Origin of the sequence: Malacoplasma penetrans HF-2 (assembly GCF_000011225.1) — a bacterium.
In the GTDB taxonomy this organism is placed as follows: domain Bacteria; phylum Bacillota_I; class Bacilli_A; order Mycoplasmatales; family Mycoplasmoidaceae; genus Malacoplasma; species Malacoplasma penetrans.
Genome location: NC_004432.1, coordinates 88,005 through 109,590 on the forward strand (window position 1 = coordinate 88,005; position 21,586 = coordinate 109,590).

The 21,586-nt window shown below is 27.2% G+C and carries 11 protein-coding genes; 8 read left to right on the top strand and 3 right to left on the bottom strand.

All coding sequences use genetic code 4. The features are described from left to right. Nucleotides 1-212: 212 nt before the first annotated feature. From MYPE_RS00395 to MYPE_RS00425, 7 genes are all read left to right on the top strand, one after another. Nucleotides 213-4,340 (top strand): DNA-directed RNA polymerase subunit beta, encoded by a 4,128-nt coding sequence (locus MYPE_RS00395; protein WP_011076905.1) that lies wholly within the window; start codon nucleotides 213-215, stop codon nucleotides 4,338-4,340. A gap of 20 nt (nucleotides 4,341-4,360) precedes the next feature. After that, the gene (gene rpoC / locus MYPE_RS00400; protein ID WP_011076906.1) at nucleotides 4,361-8,227 is read left to right on the top strand and encodes a DNA-directed RNA polymerase subunit beta'; all 3,867 of its coding nucleotides are present in this window, start codon (nucleotides 4,361-4,363) and stop codon (nucleotides 8,225-8,227) included. A 99-nt stretch (nucleotides 8,228-8,326) separates the two neighbouring features. Then, a complete protein-coding gene (gene rplM / locus MYPE_RS00405) occupies nucleotides 8,327-8,767 on the top strand; it encodes a 50S ribosomal protein L13 (protein WP_011076907.1) in 441 nt (146 codons plus the stop codon). 17 nt (nucleotides 8,768-8,784) lie between these two features. Next, nucleotides 8,785-9,177 (top strand): 30S ribosomal protein S9, encoded by a 393-nt coding sequence (gene rpsI / locus MYPE_RS00410; protein ID WP_011076908.1) that lies wholly within the window; start codon nucleotides 8,785-8,787, stop codon nucleotides 9,175-9,177. A 737-nt stretch (nucleotides 9,178-9,914) separates the two neighbouring features. Beyond that, the gene (locus tag MYPE_RS00415; protein WP_011076909.1) at nucleotides 9,915-10,133 is read left to right on the top strand and encodes a hypothetical protein; all 219 of its coding nucleotides are present in this window, start codon (nucleotides 9,915-9,917) and stop codon (nucleotides 10,131-10,133) included. A gap of 18 nt (nucleotides 10,134-10,151) precedes the next feature. After that, nucleotides 10,152-10,274, top strand: coding sequence for a hypothetical protein (locus MYPE_RS05890; RefSeq protein ID WP_267871834.1), 123 nt, complete (start codon nucleotides 10,152-10,154; stop codon nucleotides 10,272-10,274). A 574-nt stretch (nucleotides 10,275-10,848) separates the two neighbouring features. Continuing rightward, the gene (locus tag MYPE_RS00425; RefSeq protein WP_011076911.1) at nucleotides 10,849-11,670 is read left to right on the top strand and encodes a Cof-type HAD-IIB family hydrolase; all 822 of its coding nucleotides are present in this window, start codon (nucleotides 10,849-10,851) and stop codon (nucleotides 11,668-11,670) included. Nucleotides 11,671-12,046: 376 nt separating this feature from the next. Here MYPE_RS00425 and nrdE read toward each other — a convergent pair whose 3' ends face one another. From nrdE to nrdF, 3 genes are read right to left on the bottom strand one after another with little or no spacing between them, the layout of a single operon-like run. Beyond that, nucleotides 12,047-14,224: a class 1b ribonucleoside-diphosphate reductase subunit alpha gene (gene nrdE / locus MYPE_RS00430; RefSeq protein ID WP_011076912.1), complete on the bottom strand. Its 2,178-nt coding sequence runs from the start codon at nucleotides 14,222-14,224 to the stop codon at nucleotides 12,047-12,049. Between the two features lie 32 nt (nucleotides 14,225-14,256). Further along, nucleotides 14,257-14,706 (bottom strand): class Ib ribonucleoside-diphosphate reductase assembly flavoprotein NrdI, encoded by a 450-nt coding sequence (gene nrdI / locus MYPE_RS00435; RefSeq protein ID WP_011076913.1) that lies wholly within the window; start codon nucleotides 14,704-14,706, stop codon nucleotides 14,257-14,259. Between the two features lie 2 nt (nucleotides 14,707-14,708). Beyond that, nucleotides 14,709-15,728, bottom strand: a complete 1,020-nt coding sequence (nrdF, locus tag MYPE_RS00440; protein WP_011076914.1) for a class 1b ribonucleoside-diphosphate reductase subunit beta — start codon at nucleotides 15,726-15,728, stop codon at nucleotides 14,709-14,711. A gap of 279 nt (nucleotides 15,729-16,007) precedes the next feature. Here nrdF and MYPE_RS00445 point away from each other — a divergent pair, with 279 nt between their 5' ends. Next, nucleotides 16,008-21,383 carry an ABC transporter permease gene (locus MYPE_RS00445; protein ID WP_044891184.1) on the top strand — a complete coding sequence of 1,792 codons (5,376 nt, stop codon included), beginning with the start codon at nucleotides 16,008-16,010 and terminating at the stop codon, nucleotides 21,381-21,383. Nucleotides 21,384-21,586 lie beyond the last annotated feature (203 nt).

The window sequence follows — 21,586 nt, forward strand, 5'->3', positions numbered from 1 at the left end:
ACTAAAAATTAAAAATAAAAAGAAAAACCATTAAGAACAGGGATTTAAACCTAGACCTTAATGGTTTTTCTCTCTTACCACATTTTTTTAAAAAAAATCAATTATTTACAACAAAGTTCATTTATTATAATATAATTTTCTAGTATATTGTATAATTAAAATTTATCATTATACAAAAAACTAAAGCAGTGTGACAAGGAGCTATCTCAAAGATGAGTAAAAAAAAGTTTATTGACAAAGAAATATCAAAATATGTATTAAGAAGAGATTATTCAAAAATTGAAAAAAACTTTAATGAGCCAAATTTATTAAACTTACAAAAAAATGCATTCCACAAATTCATTGATACTGAATTAGAAGGAACTATTAAATCAATTTTTCCAATTAAATCAATTGGTGGAAGATATTCACTAGAATATATTGGAATGAAGTTGGAAAAACCAAAAAGATCTGAAAAAGAAGCTAGAAATGAAGGAAAAACTTATGACAGACCTTTATATGTTGACTTAGCAATTGTTGATAATGAGTCTGGTGAAGTTAAGAAAACTACAAAAAGTAGTAAGAACAAAGCTTCAAATACAGATGGTATCTTTTTTGCTAGCATTCCAATGATTACAGAAAAGGGAACTTTTATAGTTAATGGGATAGAAAAATTTGTTATTTCACAAATTGTTAGATCTCCAGGTGCTTACATACTAACTAAATCACAAATTAAACTAAGTAATTCTAGAAAAAGAATTCAAGAAGGTTATATTTGTGAAATTTTGCCTGCTAAGGGTACTTTATTCTTTATTTTCATGGCTGAAAATAAAGATTTTATCCAAGTTATGTTTAGGGATGCAATTGGTGAATCAACTCATACAATTCCAATTACTGCTTTCTTAAAAGCTTTAGGTTTAAACAAAGAAGAAATTTTAAACATTTTCGCAAATCATAAATCAATTAAAAATTCATTAGATAATGAAATCTATAATGAAAAAGATGTTTTTGAAACTGATGAATTAATTAACTTAAGAAAAAACTTAAACTCATCTGACTCAAATAGATCTTATGGAGTTGATACAAAGTTAAGAGAATTATTCAAAAAATACTCTTCTTTAAAATCACAATTAGAAGCTGAAGGAAAAAATGCTGAAAAGCAAAAAGAATTAAATGAAGTTATCAACAACATTATTTCTGAAAAGGCAGCTAAAGATTTAGTTATTAACCTATCAATTTCAACTAAAAACATTGATTCTAAATTTAGATTAAGTAACAAAGAAACTACTTACCAATCTATTATTTATAATCACTTCTTTAGTAATAAGAGTTTTGACCTTTCAAAAGCTGGTCGTTTCAAAATGGCTAGAAAAATGAGATTATCAGAAAGACTTTACCAAAGAGTACTTGCTGAAGATTTAAAAGACATCAATGGCAAGGTTGTTATTAAGAAAAATACTTTAATTCAAAAACATGAATTAGATACTATTAAACAACTTACAAAAGAAGGAAAATTAGGAATTGTTCACAATGTTAACTTAGATGAAAGAATTTCTAAAATGGCTAATGTTGTTAAGTATGAAAAAATTAACGTTTACCAAGATAATGACTCACAAGATGAATTCATTCCAATCATTGGTACTGACACTTCATTAGACAAACCAACATTAAGTATTTCAGATATCTTATCAATCACTTCATATGTAATTAACTTAGATTATGACATTGGTTTCTATGATGATATTGATCACTTAGGAAACAAGAGATTAAAACTAATTGATGAATTATTAAAAACAAGAGCACAAGCTGGTCTTGTAAGAATTGAAAAATTCATTAATGATAAATTGGCAATTGCCGATGGGGCAAACAAATCACAAGAACAAAGTGAAGAACAAGAACCTAAAAAGTCATTAACTGTTAAATCAATTATTAACACAAAACCATTCCAAATTAGTTTTAAAGAGTTTTTCAACTCTCACCAATTAACTCAATTCTTAGATCAACAAAATCCTTTAGCTGAGCTTACAAATAAGAGAAGAATTTCAGCAATGGGTCCTGGTGGGATTTCAAGAGAAGACCCTAACCTAGATATCCGTGACGTTCACTACTCTCATTATGGAAAAATCTGTCCGATTGAAACTCCTGAAGGTATGAACATTGGTTTAATTATGTCACTTGCAACTTATGCTAGTACTGATGAAAATGGATTCTTAATTACTCCATATAGAATTGTTAAAAATGGTGTGATTACAGATGAAATTAGATGATTAACAGCATTATCTGAAGATGAATATATTATTGCTTGTTCGAATTTAAATGTTGAAAAGAACAAATTTAAAGAAGACAAAGTATTGTGTAGATATCGTTCTTCATGAGAATTCTTTGATGTTAAAGATGTGGACTTTATTGATATTTCTCCAAAACAAGTTGTTTCAATTGCTGCTTCTTCAATTCCTTTCTTAGAAAATGACGATGCTAACCGTGCACTGATGGGTGCAAACATGCAAAGACAAGCAACTCCTTTAATTTCTCCAATTGCTCCAATTGTTGGAACAGGGAATGAATATAAAATTGCTCATGACTCTGGGATGGCAGCTGTATATGATGGTGAAAAAGATGGAACTGTTTCTTATGTAGATGGTGGAACTATTAAAATTAAATCGGGTTCTGAAGAAAAAGTTTATGAATTAACTAAGTTTAATAAATCTAACCAAAATACATGTAACAACCAAGTTCCAATTGTTTCTGTTGGTGAAAAAGTAACTAAGGGAACAACAATTGCTGATGGACCTGCTATGTCAAATGGTGAATTAGCATTAGGACAAAATGTATTAGTAGCTTTCACAACTTGAAGTGGATACAACTATGAAGATGCTATTATTCTTTCAAAAAGATTATTTATGGAAGATATCTTCACATCAATTCATATTGTTGAATATTCAGTAGACTGTTTAAAAACAAAAAATGGTGATGAAGAAATTACTAGAGACATTCCAAATGTTTCAGAATCTTCTAAAAAATACCTAGATGATGAAGGTATTATCATGGTTGGTGCTGAAGTTAAAGAAGGTGATGTTTTAGTTGGTAAAATCTCTCCAAAAGGACAAGTTGAATTAACTAGTGAAGAAAAGTTACTTCAAGCTATTTTTGGTGATAAATCTAAAAACCATAAAGAAACTTCTTTAAAAGTTCCTCATGGTGGTGAAGGAACGGTTGCAATGGTAAAAAGATTCAAAGTTGAAGATGACTATGAATTGAATGCTGATGTAATTGAACAAATTAAAGTTTATGTTGTACAAAAAAGAAAAATCCAAATTGGTGATAAGATGGCTGGACGTCATGGAAACAAAGGGATTATTTCTAAAATTGTTCCAGTTGAAGACATGCCTCACTTAGAAGATGGTACAACAATTGATATCATGTTAAATCCATTAGGGGTACCTTCAAGAATGAACATTGGTCAAATCCTTGAACTTCACTTAGGATTGGCAATGAAAAAACTAACTCTATCTAAAGTGTTAGAACTATACTATGATAAAAAACCAGCAAGTGATTTCTCTTTATGATTTGGAATTCATGAAGAAGCATCAAGAAATTTAATTAAAAATCTTGAAAAGATCTTAAATGAAAAACAAATTAAATCGCTTGATCAAGCTAACAAAGAATTTACTGATTTTGATTTATCATTAGCACTATCAAGAAGTGGTATTTCAAGAGAAAAATTAATTTACAAAACCGCTACTCCTGTATTTGAAGGTGTAAACAGAACTGATCTTAAAGAAGCTATGACTGAAGCTGGAATTGATCCAATTAATGGAAAACTTGGTGAAGGTAAAAGTGGTAAGTTCAACTTAATTGATGGTAGAACTGGAGAATACTTTGATGGTGAAGTATCAGTTGGTATTATGTACATGCTAAAACTAGACCACATGGTTGATGACAAAATTCACTCAAGAGCTGTTGGGCCATATTCAAAAATTACTCAACAACCACTTGGTGGTAAATCACAAAATGGTGGACAAAGATTTGGGGAAATGGAAGTTTGAGCTTTGGAAGCATATGGTGCTGCTCATAACTTGAGAGAATTATTAACAATTAAATCTGATGACGTTAAGGGTAGAAACAACACTTATAATGCCATCATTAAAGGTAAACCAATTCCTGAATCTGGATTACCAGAATCATTCAAATTACTTACTAAACAACTACAAGGGTTAGGACTACAAGTAAGCATTACTAAAGAGTTAGGTAAAGCTAACAACAATAACTTCAAAGATATTAATGAGTACATTTCTAATATCACTAACAATGCTATTAAAAATGATGAAGACCAACAAATTATTGAAGAAATGGATATATAGAAAGGATCAAAACAACAATTATGAATTCAAAATCATCTAGAATTACAAGTATTCAAATTGGACTAGCTTCTCCAGAAAAAATTAGAGAATGAAGTAATGGTGAAGTTACAAAGTCTGAAACTATTAACTATAAATCTCTTAAACCTGAAAAAGACGGTTTATTTGATGAAGCTATTTTTGGTCCTGTTAAAGATTATGAATGTGCTTGTGGTAAATACAAGAAAATCAAATTTAGAGGAAAAATTTGTGAAAAATGTGGTGTGGAAATCACTGAGTCTATTGTTAGACGTGAAAGAGTTGGGCACATTGAATTAGCGGCTCCTATTGCTCATATTTGAATGACTAAAGAACTTCCTTGTCCTTCAAAAATATCTTTAGTTTTAGATATTTCATATAAAGAAATTGAACAAGTAGTTTACTTTGTAAATTACATTGTATTAGATGAAGGAAATGGAAAATTCCCTAAAAACTTTAACTTCAAAGAAGTAATTGATTTATCTAGTCAAAAAAGTTCAAAAGAAACAAGAAGTAAGTTAAGAAAAACACTTCGTGAAATTTATGAATCAATTGATGTAGAAGCATCAATGGAAAATGCAATTAAACATAAAATTGCTAGAACTTTCTATGACACATTAGCTGAATCTAACATGCCTTTTAGTATTGAAGAAGTTTTTAACTTCATTAGTTCTTTTACAGGTATGCGTTTTGGAATTGGTGCTGAAGCAATTTTAGAATTACTTAAAAATATTGATCTTGATAAAGAATATAAAGACATTTATGAAAAGCTTAGAAAAAGTGAAAATACAAGTGATATCAAAACAAAAAAACTTGTAAGAAGACTTGAAGCTATTAAATGATTAAAAGATTCTAACAACAAACCTGAATGAATGATTCTAAAAAACATTGTTGTTACTCCTCCTGATACTAGACCAATTATTCAACTAGAAGGTGGAAAATTCACTACAAGTGATATCAACAGTTTTTATAGAAAAATTATTATTAGAAATGAACGTCTAAAAAGAGTTATTCAAAACAATGCTCCATCTATTATTTTGAATAATGAAAAAAGATTGTTACAAGAAGCAGTTGATGCATTATTTGATAATGCTTCAAGAAAGAAACCATTACTTGGTAAAGATAAAAGACCATTAAAATCTTTATCTGAACACTTAAAAGGTAAACAAGGTTTATTTAGACAAAACTTATTAGGTAAAAGAGTTGACTACTCTGGACGTAGTGTTATTGTTATTGGTCCTGAATTGAAAATGTACCAAGTTGGTATTCCAGTTTCAATGATCTTAAAATTATTTAAACCATTCATTATTCATGAATTAATTAAAAAGACTGATGATGAAGGAAATACAAAAGATCCAATTGTTTCAAATATTAAATCTGCAGAAAAACTAATTCTGAACCAAGACAATACTATTTGACCAATTATTAATAAAGTAATTAAACAAAGACCTGTTCTTTTAAACAGAGCCCCAACATTACACCGTTTAGGAATTCAAGCTTTTGAACCTATTTTAGTTGAAGGTAAAGCTATTAGACTTCACCCACTTGTTACAACTGCATTTAATGCGGACTTTGATGGGGACCAAATGGCTGTTCATGTACCTTTATCTCCAGAAGCTGTAGCTGAAGCTAGAACAATTATTTTAGCTTCTTGACATATTTTAGGTCCAAAGGATGGGAAACCTATTATTACTCCAACTCAGGATATGGTTTTAGGTAATTACTATCTAACTATGGAAAAACTAAATATGCCAGGTCAAGGTATGTTGTTTGCAAATGTAGATGAACTAAAAACTGTTTATCAAATGAAAAAAGTTCATGTTCATTCTATTATAGGGATTCCTACAAGTGCATTTCCTAAAAAACAATTCCCTAAAGATGGAATTCTAATTACAACTGTTGGGAAAGTTATTTTAAATGATGTTTTACCAGAAGAAATGTCATACCTTAACAATCCAGACAATTTAGAAGAATTATCTGATAATGACATTGTTGAATGAGGAAAAGATTATAGAACTTTTATTGAAAAGAAAAAAGTATATAAAGCTTTCACTAAAAAAACATTGTCTGAAATTGTAAATATTTTACATAGAAAATATTCAGATGCTTCATTAGAAATTGTTCCATCAACAATGGATAAAATTAAAGATATTGGTTTTGAATATTCTACAAAATCAGCTACAACTATTTCTGCTTTTGATGTTCCAGAATATACTGAAAAAGAAAAATATTTTGAAGAAACTGATAAAAAAGTTGAAGAAATGAAAAAATACTATCAAAAAGGTCTATTGACTGATGATGAAAGATATAAAAAAGTTGTATCAGCTTGAAGTTCAGTAACAAACCAAGTTTCTAAAGATATTGAGAAATTAATTCAAAAACCTGAATATTTAACAAACTCAATTGTGATTATGGCTAACTCTGGTGCCCGTGGTAACATTTCAAACTTTACACAGTTATCAGGTATGAGAGGGCTGATGTCAAAATCTTATAACTATGACCAAAAACAAAAATCAAAAGTTATTAAAGATACAATTGAAGTTCCAATTAAAAACTCATTCATTGAAGGTTTAACAGTTAGTGAATACTTTAACTCATCTTATGGTGCTAGAAAAGGGATGACTGATACTGCAATGAAGACATCTAAATCTGGTTATATGACTAGAAAATTAGTAGATGCTACTCAAGATGTAATTGTTAATAATGAAGATTGTAAAACTAAAAAAGGTACAATTCTTGAAGTTATTGAAGATACAAAATCAGGATCTGTTATTGAAAGCTTAAATGAAAGATTGATTAATAGATTCCCAATCTTTGATGTAGTTCATCCAAAGAGCAAAAAAGTTCTAGCTCCTGCTGGTGAAATTATTACAAAAGCTGTAGCTAATGAAATAGTAGATGCTGGAATTGATAAAGTTGAAGTAAGAAGTGTACTTCACTGTAAAGAAGAAAATGGAATCTGTCAAAAATGTTTTGGAACAGATTTAACAACTAATAAATTGGTTGAAAAATATACTGCTATTGGTGTAATTGCTGCTCAATCAATTGGTGAACCTGGTACTCAGTTAACCATGAGAACATTCCATACTGGGGGTGTAAGTAGTGGTACTAACATTGCACAAGGTTTTGAAAGATTAAAACAATTGTTTGATATTATTCCTCCAAAACAATGAGAAAAATCAATTATTAGTGAAATTGAAGGTAAAGTAAGTTCAATTAAAGCTTCACCTGACAACCCAAACATTCTTGTAGTTACTATTAAAAATTCAAAAGAATCAATTAATTACAAAGTTCCTTTTGATTCTGAATTAAGAGTTGAAGAAGGTGACAAAGTAAAACCTGGTAGCAAAATCACAGAAGGTTCTATTGATGTTAAAGAATTATTAAAAGTAGCAGGAATTGAAGTTGTAAGAAACTACATTATTAAAGAAGTTCAAAAAGTTTATAGATTACAAGGGATTGAAATTGCTGATAAATATATTGAAGTTATTATCAGACAATTAACTAACAAAGTTCAAATTCAAGATTCTGGAAACTCTGACTTCTTCATTGGACAAATCATTGATATTAATACATTTAGAAAAGAAAATGAAAAATTAATATTATCAGATGATAAGGTTCCAGCAACTGCAGTTAACTTAATCTTTGGATTAGATGAAGCTCCATCTAAGACTGGATCATTCTTAGCAGCAGCAAGTTTCCAAGATACAAAGAAAATCTTAACAGATGCTTGTGTTAAGGGACAAATCGATTCTTTAAATGGTCTAAAAGAAAATGTTATCTTTGGTAACCTAATCCCTTGTGGTACTGGTAAGAAGAGCAATGAAGACATCATTGAAGAAGGAAATAAAATGTATGAATTAGAATACTAATCATACATATAGAAAATTCAAAAATAAGAAATAAAAATCTTATATAGATATATTAAAAATTTAATATATAATATTAAATGTTGCACAAAAGGAGTATTTATGCAAAAAACAACGTTTGTTAAAAATGAAGCTGCTTTAGCTAATAAGAAATGATATGTTATTGATGCTTCAAATTTAATTTTGGGTAAATTAGCAGTTGAAGCTGCTAACATTTTGCGTGGAAAAAACAAAGTAGATTTTACTCCTAATGTAGACTGTGGTGACTATTTGATAATTATTAATTCAGATAAGATTGTTTTATCTTCTGATAAAGCAGATAGAGAAAAATGATACACACATTCAGGATATATTGGTGGGTTAAAAGAAAAAAGTGGAAGATTAATGATTGAAAAATATTCAGATAAATTAATCTATGGTGCTATTAAAGGAATGCTACCTAAAAATACACTATCAAGATACTTAATTAAGAAACTTTTTATCTACAAAGATGCTAATCACAAGCAAGCAGCTCAAAAACCAATGGAAATAAAATTAAATTAACAATAAGGTAAAAGAATATGAGTAATGTTGAATATAAAGGTTTAGGAAGAAGAAAATCTTCTGTAGCACATGTTAAATTAGTTCCAGGAACTGGTAAAATTTTAATTAACCAAAGAAAACCAAATGAATACTTTCCGAATTCATTAGTTATTCAAGATATGGAACAACCATTAGTAATCACTGATACTAGAAAAAACTTTGATGTTTTTGTTAAAGTTGTAGGTGGTGGATTCACTGGTCAAGCTGGTGCAATTAGATTAGGAATTGCTAGAGCTTTATTGGTTGCTAACAATGATTTTAGAAAAACTTTAAAAGTTTCTAAAATGTTAACAAGAGATCCAAGAGCTAAGGAAAGAAAAAAATACGGTTTATATGGTGCTAGAAGAAGCCCTCAATTTACTAAACGTTAATTATTTATTGTTTTATTTAATGTGTATATCTAAAGAAATAGGAATCTCCTATTTCTTTTTTTATTGTTTTCACAAACTTAATTATGTGAAATTTTGGTTTTGAAACAATTGATTAGCAAAATTAATTCCTGATTTATTTGAGAGATTTGCTTGTGAAATAAGATTATCAAAAATAAAGATAGTAGTAAATTGATTAATTAACTTTTATAATTGTTTAAAAACTTTTATTTGTTAACTCTAAATTTAAAAAACCATTAGCACTAATACTGTTATTAAAAAACTTAAAGTAAATGATTTAAGGATATTATTTGTTTGTGTTATTGCTAAAATTAATCCCCATTTTTTTTATTTACTATCAACTAGGGGTGGGGAATTAACTTTGCCGAAAAGGTGGGGAATTAACTTTACCGAAAGGTGGGGAATTAACTTTACCGAAAGGTGGGGAATTAACTTTACCGAAAAACATTTAATCTGTAATAAAAGCTAATTAACATTGTTTTATTGCAGATTAAAAAATATTAATAGTACATTTAATTAAATGCTCTCTTCTTTTGGAGAGTGTTTTTTATCCTTAAAATATTAACTATCTGTTAATGATTGGATTTTTTATCTGTATAAAAAAACAGACGATTTCTGTTTAAGTAGAATATTTAAACAGAAAAATAAGAACATAAATAATGATTTAATGGAATGAATTTTTAAGAAAATATTCTAACTATAAATACAATATAAATATTATGGAATTAAAAAACAAAACAAGAAAACCACTTAACAATGAAAAATTACATGGAAAACCAAAAAAAGAAAAGATTGATATTAACAAAGGTTTTCCTAATAATGAAATCAAGGATGAATTTATTGAATGATTTATTGAGAGTGTTAGAAATGGAAAAGTGAAAATTGATGATGAAGAAACACTTAAAGAATTTCTAAAAAAAACTAAATTCTCATCTTAGGAGTTTTGGAATAAGAATATGTTAGATCTTAATGTTTCTAGAATTGGAATTTGTGAAAGAAAAAATAAGTTGCATAGAAGCAAACAAACATCAGTTTATTTACATAAGTTTTATTGTTTTAAAAAGTTAGATAGAAGTTAGAAGAGCAATGAAATTTATGGGATTTATCTACAAGATAAGAAAACCTCAAAGAATTAAAGAAACTAAAAGTGCAGATGTATTGATTCTGGAATCAGTAAATAGAAATTATAATAATAAATTTCATATGAAATATATTGAGAAACAGATGTTAATACTAAAGATCAAATTGATATATTTAGTAATGATGCTCATTTATCAATTTACCATTGTCATAAACATAAAAAACTCTTAATTGAAAACTATCAAAATTTGAAGACATAGAGTTATAGGTATCTCTAAAAACAGGTGACACCCAATCTATTCAACAGCATCTCAGCTTATTCTTCTATTTAATCCAGAAATAAAATTAAATCAAAAAATTGAAAACATCTATGGGTATGGTTGGCAAAAATGCTTGCACAGTGAGTTAAACATGTTTTTTTATTTTAAAAATCCAAATTATCAATAGATTAGATTTCTGTTTTTATAATTTCTCATAATTTTGATTTATATACTTGGTTTAATTTTTTATTAATGGTTTTAAAAGAAAATCAGATTTTTTTATTTATAATAAATTTATTAATTTTAAAAAAATATGGATATATCTCAAATTAAAGTTGTTGTATCTGATATGGATGGAACCTTATTAGATGATTCTAAAAATGTCTTAGAAAGCTCAATATTAGCAATTAAAAAAATCAAAGAAAAAGGCCTATTATTTGGTTTGTGTACAGGTAGAGATGCAAATAATATGGCAAATGTTTTAATTGATAAATGAAAAATCAAAGAATATGTAGATTTTATTATTGGTTGTGGTGGAGCTCAATTTTATAATTTAAAAACAAATGAATGTAAAAAAACTAGTTTCTTAAGTGGGGACGCAATCAAAGATATTATTAATCATTATCAAGATCTAGATTTAAATTTTGGTATTCCTGACAATGGTTATTTATATTTCCCAAAAGAAAATAGACACTCAATTAGATTAAGTGAATATGATCATATGACAGCTAAATATTTTGATGTTGATGTTTATTTAACAGAACCTAAATCTAAAGTCATGATAGTATGTGATAAAGAATACATGCCAACAGTAATTAATAGAAGTAAAAGTTTTAAAAGTAAATATGAAGTTGGGACACCTTTAGTTACTGGACCAATTTTATTTGAATACATGCACCCTAATGTAAGTAAAACAAATGGTTTAAAAATAGCCCTAAAGGACTTTAATTTAACTTTAGACAATGTTTTAGCATTTGGAGATGCAGATAATGATTATGACATGATTTTAAATTCAAAAATTGGTGTTGCTATGATCAATGGTAGTGATAAAACAAAATCTGTTGCTCAATATATTACAGAACAAGACAATAACAATGATGGAATTTATAATTTTATTGTTAAATACTTCAAATAGTATTAATTATCTTTTTTAATAAAATAAGTAGAAATTCATAAGACTTTAGTAGGTTTTATGAATTTTATTTTTGTCTATAACATAGGTAGTTATTTAATACTAATAATTGCCAATTAACCAAATAAGTATATTTATGAATTAAGCTCAACATCTTTAGCAAAACTTTTATTAAAATACCATATCTTATTTTCACAATAATAAGTTTACAGTGTTTAACTTTGTGTAGTTGATGAATTGATGTGTAATTGGATGTTTTATTCGGTAAATAGATTTATATAACAATCAAAAGAATTAATTGTTCTTAGTTATATAGAATAAAAAAACTCCTTTTTAGTAAGGAGTTTTTAATGATTGCAAGTTAATTGTATTTATTAAACTAAATAACACAAGTTGTACATTCAAATAATTTTTCAGAGTCTTTTAATACTTCTTGTCTAATTCTAATATAGTAGATAGACACACATTTTTTATTAAAGGCATAAATATAAGCTTTGTTTAAATCTCTTGTAGTTGCATTTTCTGTTAAGAATAATGTCATAGAGATTGCTTGGTCAACGTGTTGTTGAGCTGCTGAACAAATATCTATAATTGGATTAACTCCAATTTCATATGCACCTTTTGCATAGTACATATAATTGTTTACATCAATTTTATAAGCAGGAACATAAACTCTTCCAACCTTTCCTTCTTTTCTAATTTCAATTGGAGAAACAATTGGTTGTAAACTTGGTGTACATGATGATAAGTAACTAATTGATCCAGTTGGTGCAACTGCCATTAAGTGAGAGTTTGCTAAACCAAACTTTTTAATATCTTCAGTTAATTGAATTCAATCTTGTTTAGTTGGGATTGCTAATTTATATTCTTTTAATAATTCTTTTACTCTTTCAGTTTTTGGTGTTCAATAGTTTTCTTCACATTGAGTATATTTATCAAAGTAAGAACCATCTGCATATTTTGTGTTTTTGAAGTTTTCAAATACAAATCCAGTTTCTTTAGCAGTTTCATTTGAAGCTTTATATGCATGGTAAGCCATTGTATAAAAGAACATATTAGTAAAATCTACCGCTTCTTCACTGTCATAATAGATTTTGTTTGTTGCTAAGAATCCATGTAGGTTCATTGCACCTAAACCAACAGCTCTGTTTTTTGAGTTTCCATTTTCAATTGTTGGAGCTGAAGATAAGTCTGCTAAGTGAGCAATTGAATCTAATGCTTTAATTGCATATTTAACTGTTTTTCCAAAATTAGCACCATCTTCCATAACCTTAGCTATGTTTAATGATCCCAAGTTACAACAAACATCTTCACCTAATTGTTCATATGTTAAATCTGTATTTAATATAGATGGAGTGTTAATTTGTGTAATTTCAGTACATAAATTAGACATGATAATTCTATTGTTTAAAGCTGAATTCTTTTCATTAGCTATGTCATCAAATAAGATGAATGGATATCCTGATTCAAACTGAACTTCAGCAATTTGTTGGAATAATTTTCTAGCAGAAATATATTTTTTAGTAATGTTTGGATTATTTAATAAGTTTTCATATTCTTCAGTAATTGAAATATCACTCATTGGTTTCCCATATTCTCTTTGGATATCATATGGAGAGAATAGAGCCATATCTTTATTTTCTCTAGCTAAGTGGAAAGCAATATCTGGAACAACAACACCTAATGATAAAGATTTAATTCTAATTTTTTCATCAGCATTTTCTCTTTTAGAATCTAAGAATTTTAAGATATCTGGGTGGAATGCATTTAAATAAACTGCACCTGCACCTTGTCTTTGTCCTAATTGGTTAGCATATGAGAATACGTCTTCTAAAATTTTCATTACTGGAATAATTCCAGTTGCTTGATTCTTGATACCTTTAATAGGAGCACCAAACTCTCTTAAGTTTGTTAAACAGTATGCAACCCCACCACCTCTTTTAGAAAGTTGTAAACCTGTTGTAGTTGCTCTACCAATTGATTCCATATTATCTTCTACTCTTAATAAGTAACAAGAAACATATTCACCACGTTGTTTTTTTCCAGCATTTAAGAATGTTGGAGTGGCTGCTTGATATCTACCTGTCATCATTTCATCTAAGTAAGTTAATGCGTCTTGTTCGTTACCTCTACCAAATAGAAGAGCATTACATACAATTCTATCTTCAAAATGTTCAAAATATGTTTTATTATCGAATGATTTAAGTGCATATGTTGTATAGAACTTCATTGCTCCCATAAACGAACTAAATCTGAAATTGTATGTTTTTGCTTTTTCAAAAATAGAAATTAGAAAAGAAGAAGAGTATTTTTTGAAAACATTAAAATCATAATAATTTTCTAAAAACAAATATTCCAACTTTTCTTTGATAGAGTTGAATTTTTTGAAATTAGGTTTAATTTCAGTTTCTAAATATTTTTCTACTGCTAGTAAGTCATTTTCGAATTGGAAGTTTCCATTTTCATCAAAAAGCTTAATTGTTGCATTCAAAGAAATATAAGAATCTTTATCAACTATAATATTGTTTTTATTATTGTTAGAATTGCTATTATTCATTGTTTGTATCCTTGTATAAATTAATTTATTATTTAAAAATTATTTTTTTCTCAAAATTCATTCCCAATTTTAATTACATTTTCTACATCTGAATTTGTTCCTAGTAATTCAAATTTATATAGGAAAGGAATTTGTAATTTTTGAGATATGATGTCACCTGCAATACAATAAGTATCATTAAAATTAGTATTTCCAGACGCAATTACTGCTTTGCAATTATTACGATTAACAGGGTTATTTAAAAACTTCTTAACAGGCTTTGGTACTGCTCCTTTTAGTTTTCCTAAACCTCCAGCATATGTTGGAGTTAACAAAATAAAAGGATGATTAACAGTTGGGATTTTACTTTCTAAAATTTCATCAGGTTCATCTTTTTGTTCAATTGGTAATCTCAAACACTTACAATTTAACTTCAACATGAAACGGTGTGTATTATTTGATTTTGAAGAATAATATACTATAAAAAATCTTTTATTTTCCATAATTAGAAATCTCAGTCATCATCATCAGTTTCTTCAACATTACCCATAATATATGAAGATCCACTTCCTGAGAAGAAATCATGGTTTTCATCTGCTCTTGCTGATAATTGAACAAATATTTCTGGCTTAATTTCTGTTTCTTCTGGTGTGAAAGGTGAATCATAACCTAGGTTTTGTAAGAATTTTCCAGCATTGTACACACTGAATTTAATTGCTTGATCTGCAATGTTAAACCCTGCATATAATTCATTTAAAAATTCTTTTTCTAAATCAATTACTTGGTATAACAAGTCAAATACAAATTTCTTCATTTCTGCTTGTTTTTCTGGAGGTAACTTAGCTACTTTCTTTTGGTATTTATATCCACTGTAATAATTGTGAATAACCTTATCTCTTAATATTAATCTAATAATATCTAATGTGTTTGGAAGCAAGTTCTTAGCTCCTAAATAGAATGGTAAGTAAAATCCACCATATAATAGAAAACCAGGCATCATTGCTGCAGCTACTTTTGATTTAAGAGGATCGTCACCTATATAATAAGGTATTAATACTTGTGCTCTTTTTTGTAAGCTTTCACAATTAACAACTCAATCATGTGCTGAGTTGATTTGATCACTTGAACAAAATGTAGAGAAAATTGATCCGTAACTTCTGGCATGAACACCAACCATAAAAGCAAAGTTTGTATAAATTACTTGTTCATGGTCTGTTAATGAGTTTTTAACTTGTGCAACATCACCAATTGTTGCTTGAATTGAATCTAATAATGTTAAACCAGTAAATGTTCTAACAACTAATTCTTGTCAATTACTGTCAAGTTTATTTCAAGAAGGTAAGTCATTTGAGATAGCAATTTTTTCAGGTAATCAGAAGTTTTGAGTAATTCTATTTCAAACTTCTAAATCCTTGTCATCATTAATGAAATTTCAGTTAACTGATCTCATTTTACCTTTTAAGCCATCTTTAGCATACTCAATAGGTGATACTGATTTATTGTAGTAATCTTTTTTGTTATCCATATGGAATCTCCTAATTTTCAATAGTTATAATTATAATATTTTAATTATTATTTACTCATCATTTATTTATTAATCTAGCACATTAATAATTTTTAAAATCTATAAATAAGAATTAAAATATTTTCCAACTTAAATATTTCATTGGAAATTTATAATAACTCAATATAAGGTGTTTTTTATATAGAATTAATAAAAAAATTTTTATTATTTTTTTAGAATAACTTTAATACAAAGTAGTATTAAATAAAAATTAATGTTATTATTTTATGTAAACGAAAAATGAAAGATTTAAATATGCTGCAATTAATAAAACAAGTGTTGAAATCTTTTAAAAGTTCAATACTTCTATTAATAGGTTTATTTTTTATCTCTTTTGCAATTGTATTTGCAACTTTTTCATCTTTATATTTTTCTAATAATATTTCTTCTTCATATTCCACAATGGAATCTTCTTCTAAAGGTAGTCAAGCAATTTTGGAAACCAAAGATGATTCATTAAAAAATGGAACTTTAGAATATGACTATGATAGTTTAAATTCACTTCAAAGTATTAGTTCATCTAATGGAGTTTATTTTAGTAGTTTAGAAGATTATGCAGAAATAGAAAAAAGTTTTATATATCCTGTTACAAACTTATATCATTCTTCTTTCACAAAACAAGGAAGTGTAAGTAATTATATATTTGCTTATTATACAGATACTAGTTCTAATAATCCTTATTTTACTGGGACAGGTATTAATAGTTTTGATTCAATTTATAAAACAAGAGCTAGAGGAATTTTGACCTCATATGGTAATTTAGTTATTCCTAGTGAATCTACTAAATGAAGAGCTTATGGTTTAGAACTGGGATCTTCTGACCTACAATACATTGTTTATGATATTAACCCATTAACTGGACAAACCAATATTAATAGCTCTACAAATAGAGTTAACACACTTGGTTATTTTAGTAATGGTCATTTAAATTCCACAATATCTTTTTCTAGTGGAAATTTAAAGTACCCAACAAATTTAACAGCAAATTCACCTTCAGAAACTCTTGATGGATCAAAAAACTATCAAATAAAAAACGGATCAACTAATACACCTTTTTTTATATCAAAATCAGATTGATGAACTGATCAAAGCTATGATTTACAAGGGTCATCAATAGATTCTGTTTTAAGTGGTTTTAAAACTGTAGATGGAACAGATGATCAACCAGATATTGCCAATATTTTATCTAGTTTTTATGTTGATTCTTCTGTTTCATTATCTTTAGATAAAGAAATAGATTGAAACATAGCTTCTCTTACTCCTTGATATGATTACATGAGGATTTTAAGAGATAAAAATTATTTAACAAATACAGTAACAAATAATAGTAAGGACTTTGTTTTTAGTATTCACTTAAATAATGACAAACTAACTACTTTACAAAAAGAGACTTTAGAGTATGTGAAAGCTAAATATGGTATTCAAAAATACATAGATTTAACTAGTTTTGTTTATACAGTTAACAGTCTTTGAATTAAAGATGCTGCACTATCTTATTTTGATAGCAATAGCACTGAATACAATGAAATAAATAAATTAAGTTTTAATAGTTTAAATGAATTGGCTTTAACTTATGGAGATTATTCTGGATTAAGTATTGTTAAGACTTGATTAAAAAATTATGGAGATGATAAATTAATTACAATTGATAAAGAGTTAAAGCAGTATGAAAAAGAATATCTTTCATACCAACAAATGTCTCAGTTATCAAATATTGAATACAATGTTCAAAAATCATTTACTTTATCAGATTTTAAGTCTTATCAAACTTTTTTAGTTTCTTTAAAAGGTGGTAGCTATGGGGATAACAATCAAACAGATGATATTAATCAAATAGTTTTATCTGATGGGTCAAGTATTGTTAATTCTTATGATTTTTTGTCTGAAAAATATAGTTATTTGAAACCAGAATCTTATGTAGATGACTTACAAGAATCTAATAGTACAAAATATGAAGATATTAGCAATGCCCTCCTAAGTGCTGAAATTATTGGGGGAGCAAGTCAACCTAAATTAGCTGATAATGGGTATTCTATTAATGAACAAGGTAAATATTTAATAAATTTAATTAGATTAATTAAAGATACCTATTTATCTGGTGTCCAAAGTGGTGATAGTTCTACAGATGCTAGTAAAATTATTCCTTTAGCCACTAAAATAATTAATCAATATGATGGCAATACTGAAGGAAGTGTTTCAGGAACAATTAATGTTAATGATTACTATCATTTATTTGCTTTAGCAACACCCCAAAATTATTTCTTATATGTAAATTCTGATGCCACTGATAGTAATTCTTCTTACTTATTTAACAACAATACTCAAAATTTAGTTTATAACTTTGTAACAAGAGGAGGTCTTACACCTTTATCATATCTAAGTAAAGCAATTTTATCTGCACCTTATGGTAATGCAATTGTGGTTAATGATCAATGATTGTCATCTAATCAAAAATCAGTAATTCCTGTTTCTGAATGAAATAAAGCTTTATTAATGAATTCAAGAGAGTTTGAAGAATGAAAAAGTAACTTGAGTGCAAACTATAAAGTGACTATCAACTCTTTAGATTTTATTATTATAGGTTCAGGTACTTCTTTTGAAAATTCTTTCCCTGTGGTTTCATTGGAATCCCCTATTCCTAACCCTAAAACTGAAGGTGCTATTTATGTAGATGATATTGGCTATAATTCATTACTTTATACAAATTCAGAAGTAAATCAAGATATTTATTTTGCTATTAAATTTAAGAATAATGGTAAGGTAGATTTAGAATATGTAAATTCAAGAATGAATAAATACCTTGATAATGCATATTTATCTTCTACTTTAAAAAATAATACTAATTTATTAACTGCTAGAATCTCATATCCTAGAGTAATTGCAGGATATGTTAATATTTTTGCAATTATATTAATAGTTGTGTTGATGGTAATTGGAATTTATCTATCTTCATTACTAATTAAAATTTATGTTGAAAAAAATAGAATTCCTTTAGCAGTTGCAAAAGCTAATGGAATTAGCACATGACAAATATCTTTATCACTTTCAGTTTTTGGAATAGCAGCAGCTTTTATATCTGGAATTTTAGGATATGTTGTAGCTTATTTTGCCCAAGGTATGTTTTTGGGAATATTAAATAATTTTTGATTTATTCCAATAGGAGAACATACCTTTTCAGCAATTGGTTTAATAGGGGCAATAGGGTCTTTATATTTAGCTTTCTTATTATTCTGTGTGATTGGAGTAGTTAGAACATTTAGAAATCCAATTAATGAATTATTATCAAGTACAGAAGAATTAAAAGTAAATAAATTACTATATTTAATTAAATCAAGAAAAATACCATTATTTGCTTTAACTAAATTTAGAATTTCTTTATCTTTATCTAAGTTAACAAGATTTATCTTATTTGTGATTTTATGTTCTGCTGGAATTTCAATTATTACAGTAGGTAGTGCCATTCCTAGAAAATTTGAAACATCTCAAAACAGTACTTTAAGTAACAAACAATATAGTTATAGATATAATTTACAAACACCAAGTGAACAAAGTGGTCTATATAAGTATCAAGAATATACAGATCTAGGAATCACAGATGAAGAAAGAGGTATCTTTAATATTTATGAAAACCCTATGTTTGAATGACAAATTAATCCATATAAAACTATATCTACAAGTGATTCACAAGAAACTAGAGATTTAATGGCATTAAGAGATTTAAATGGGAATGTAATTACTTATGAAAATGGTAAGAAAAAATATTTCACTAATTTCTTATTACCAAGCTATGTATCAATAAATTCATTTACAAATGATATTGAATTATTTAGAAATGTAATTGTATCAAAGTGATTAATTGATTTTGATATTTCAGTAGCTGGAATTTACATTAATGCTTGGGATTTTGTTAGTAATGCTTTCCCAACAGATTTAATATCTAGAATTAATGCAATTAGTAATAATTTCTTAGTTAATGTATTAGAAGTACCAGAATTAAAAGCTATTAATGATTCTAAGTCTTACATCATTCAAAACAGCAGTGGTAACTGAGTATTAGATTCAAATAGTGTATTAGATTTATCTAATGTTGCTAATACTAGTTCAATTAGATTTAATGATGAATTCTTAAAGTTTATTGGAATGGTGTATGGTAATAAACAACTAAGTTCATTGGATGCAAAGATTACTTTTGGAATAGTTCCATTTAGAGACTTAAGTAGTAACGATTTAACAGAAACTTATACATACTTGGATGCAATATTAAATGATTCTTCAGTTAGAATTCCATCATTAAGAAATGATGGAAAAAGAAGATTAACTAACATTGAACAACAAATTTATGGAATTAAAGAAGATTCTAAATATGTAACATTGGTAGATGATGAAAATAGAAATTTAAATAGTTTATTATCTCAACCAAGTGAAATTAGTAGTGATGGGTTTGAAACTTATCCAGTGGTGATTAATCAAGGTGCTGCTTATAAATATGATTTAGAAATTGGTGAAAGTTTTAAGATTGATATAAATAACACTTACACAAGATATACAGACAGAATGATGAATAAAAATCCTGTTAAAACTATTAAATTAAAAATAGTTGGTATCTCAAGTGATTCTTTCCAAACTGGAATGTATATTAGTCAAGAAAATGCTAACCAAATCCTAGGTTTAAACTTTAGCCAAGGTGCAACAATAGTTGGGTCTTCTAATTATGATGTTAATCAAAAATTAACAACTACAGTTTTAGGAGATTGATCATCAGGAGTATTGGCAACACCAACTTCTTCAACAGATAATAAATATGTTGTTATCAAAAAAAGTTATCCAACAGATTATGTTCCATTCAATGGAGTATTTTCTAAAGAAGAAAATCCATTATTAGTTAATTCACTATTATTAGAAAATACAAGTGGTTTATGAGGTAACTATTCATCATTTAATGATGCTGCATTTGCAACTTTAGTTTCATTTGTTGGTGTCAAACATGTATTAAATTTAGTTACTCCTTATAGTGCTAAAGGTGTAGCAGAATTATCTGCTTATTATGGCTTATCAACAACTGATAAATACAGTTTATCTGTTGCTATGTCTAATAATATGACTATATTAAGTTTGCAATCTTGGTTGCAATCAAATATTGGAACACCTTCAATTGTAGCTATTAATTCTTTTGAATATTTCCAAACATTATTTGATACTTATACAACTATCTTTAGAACATTACTAGTAATTGAAACTTTATTAATTTGTTTATTTGTTCCTCTAATTATTATTATCATTATGATAGTAAGTTCTGTGATGATGAGTGACTTTAGAAAATTAGTAGCAATTCTAAAAACTTTAGGCTATTCAGATAGAGAAAACCTGTTATCAATTCTTATGATTTTTGTTCCAGTTATGTTAATTTCATTAATAGTTGGGATTATAGTAATTGCTTCTTTATCAACATTTTTTAACTTTATGATTTTCAATGCTGCTTCAATTTACTTATCACCTGCAATTGATTGAGTATCTTACTTGTATGGTGTAATAGCAATTGCTGGTATTGTAATAATTAACTTTATTTTTGTTTCTGTATATTTAAAGAAACAAAATTTAAAGAATTCAATTTCATAATAATTAAATTTGTAACAAATAATTTAAAAGAGACTTTTTAAATAAAGTCTCTTTTTTTGTTTTTGTTAAAATTTATTCATTATTTTTTTCTAGTTATTATTGTATAAATTAACGCAAATATTTATAGTAGACTCACCACTTGCCATAGTGATGACATATATAATATTACATAATAATAAAATGAATTATGTTGCAATTAATTA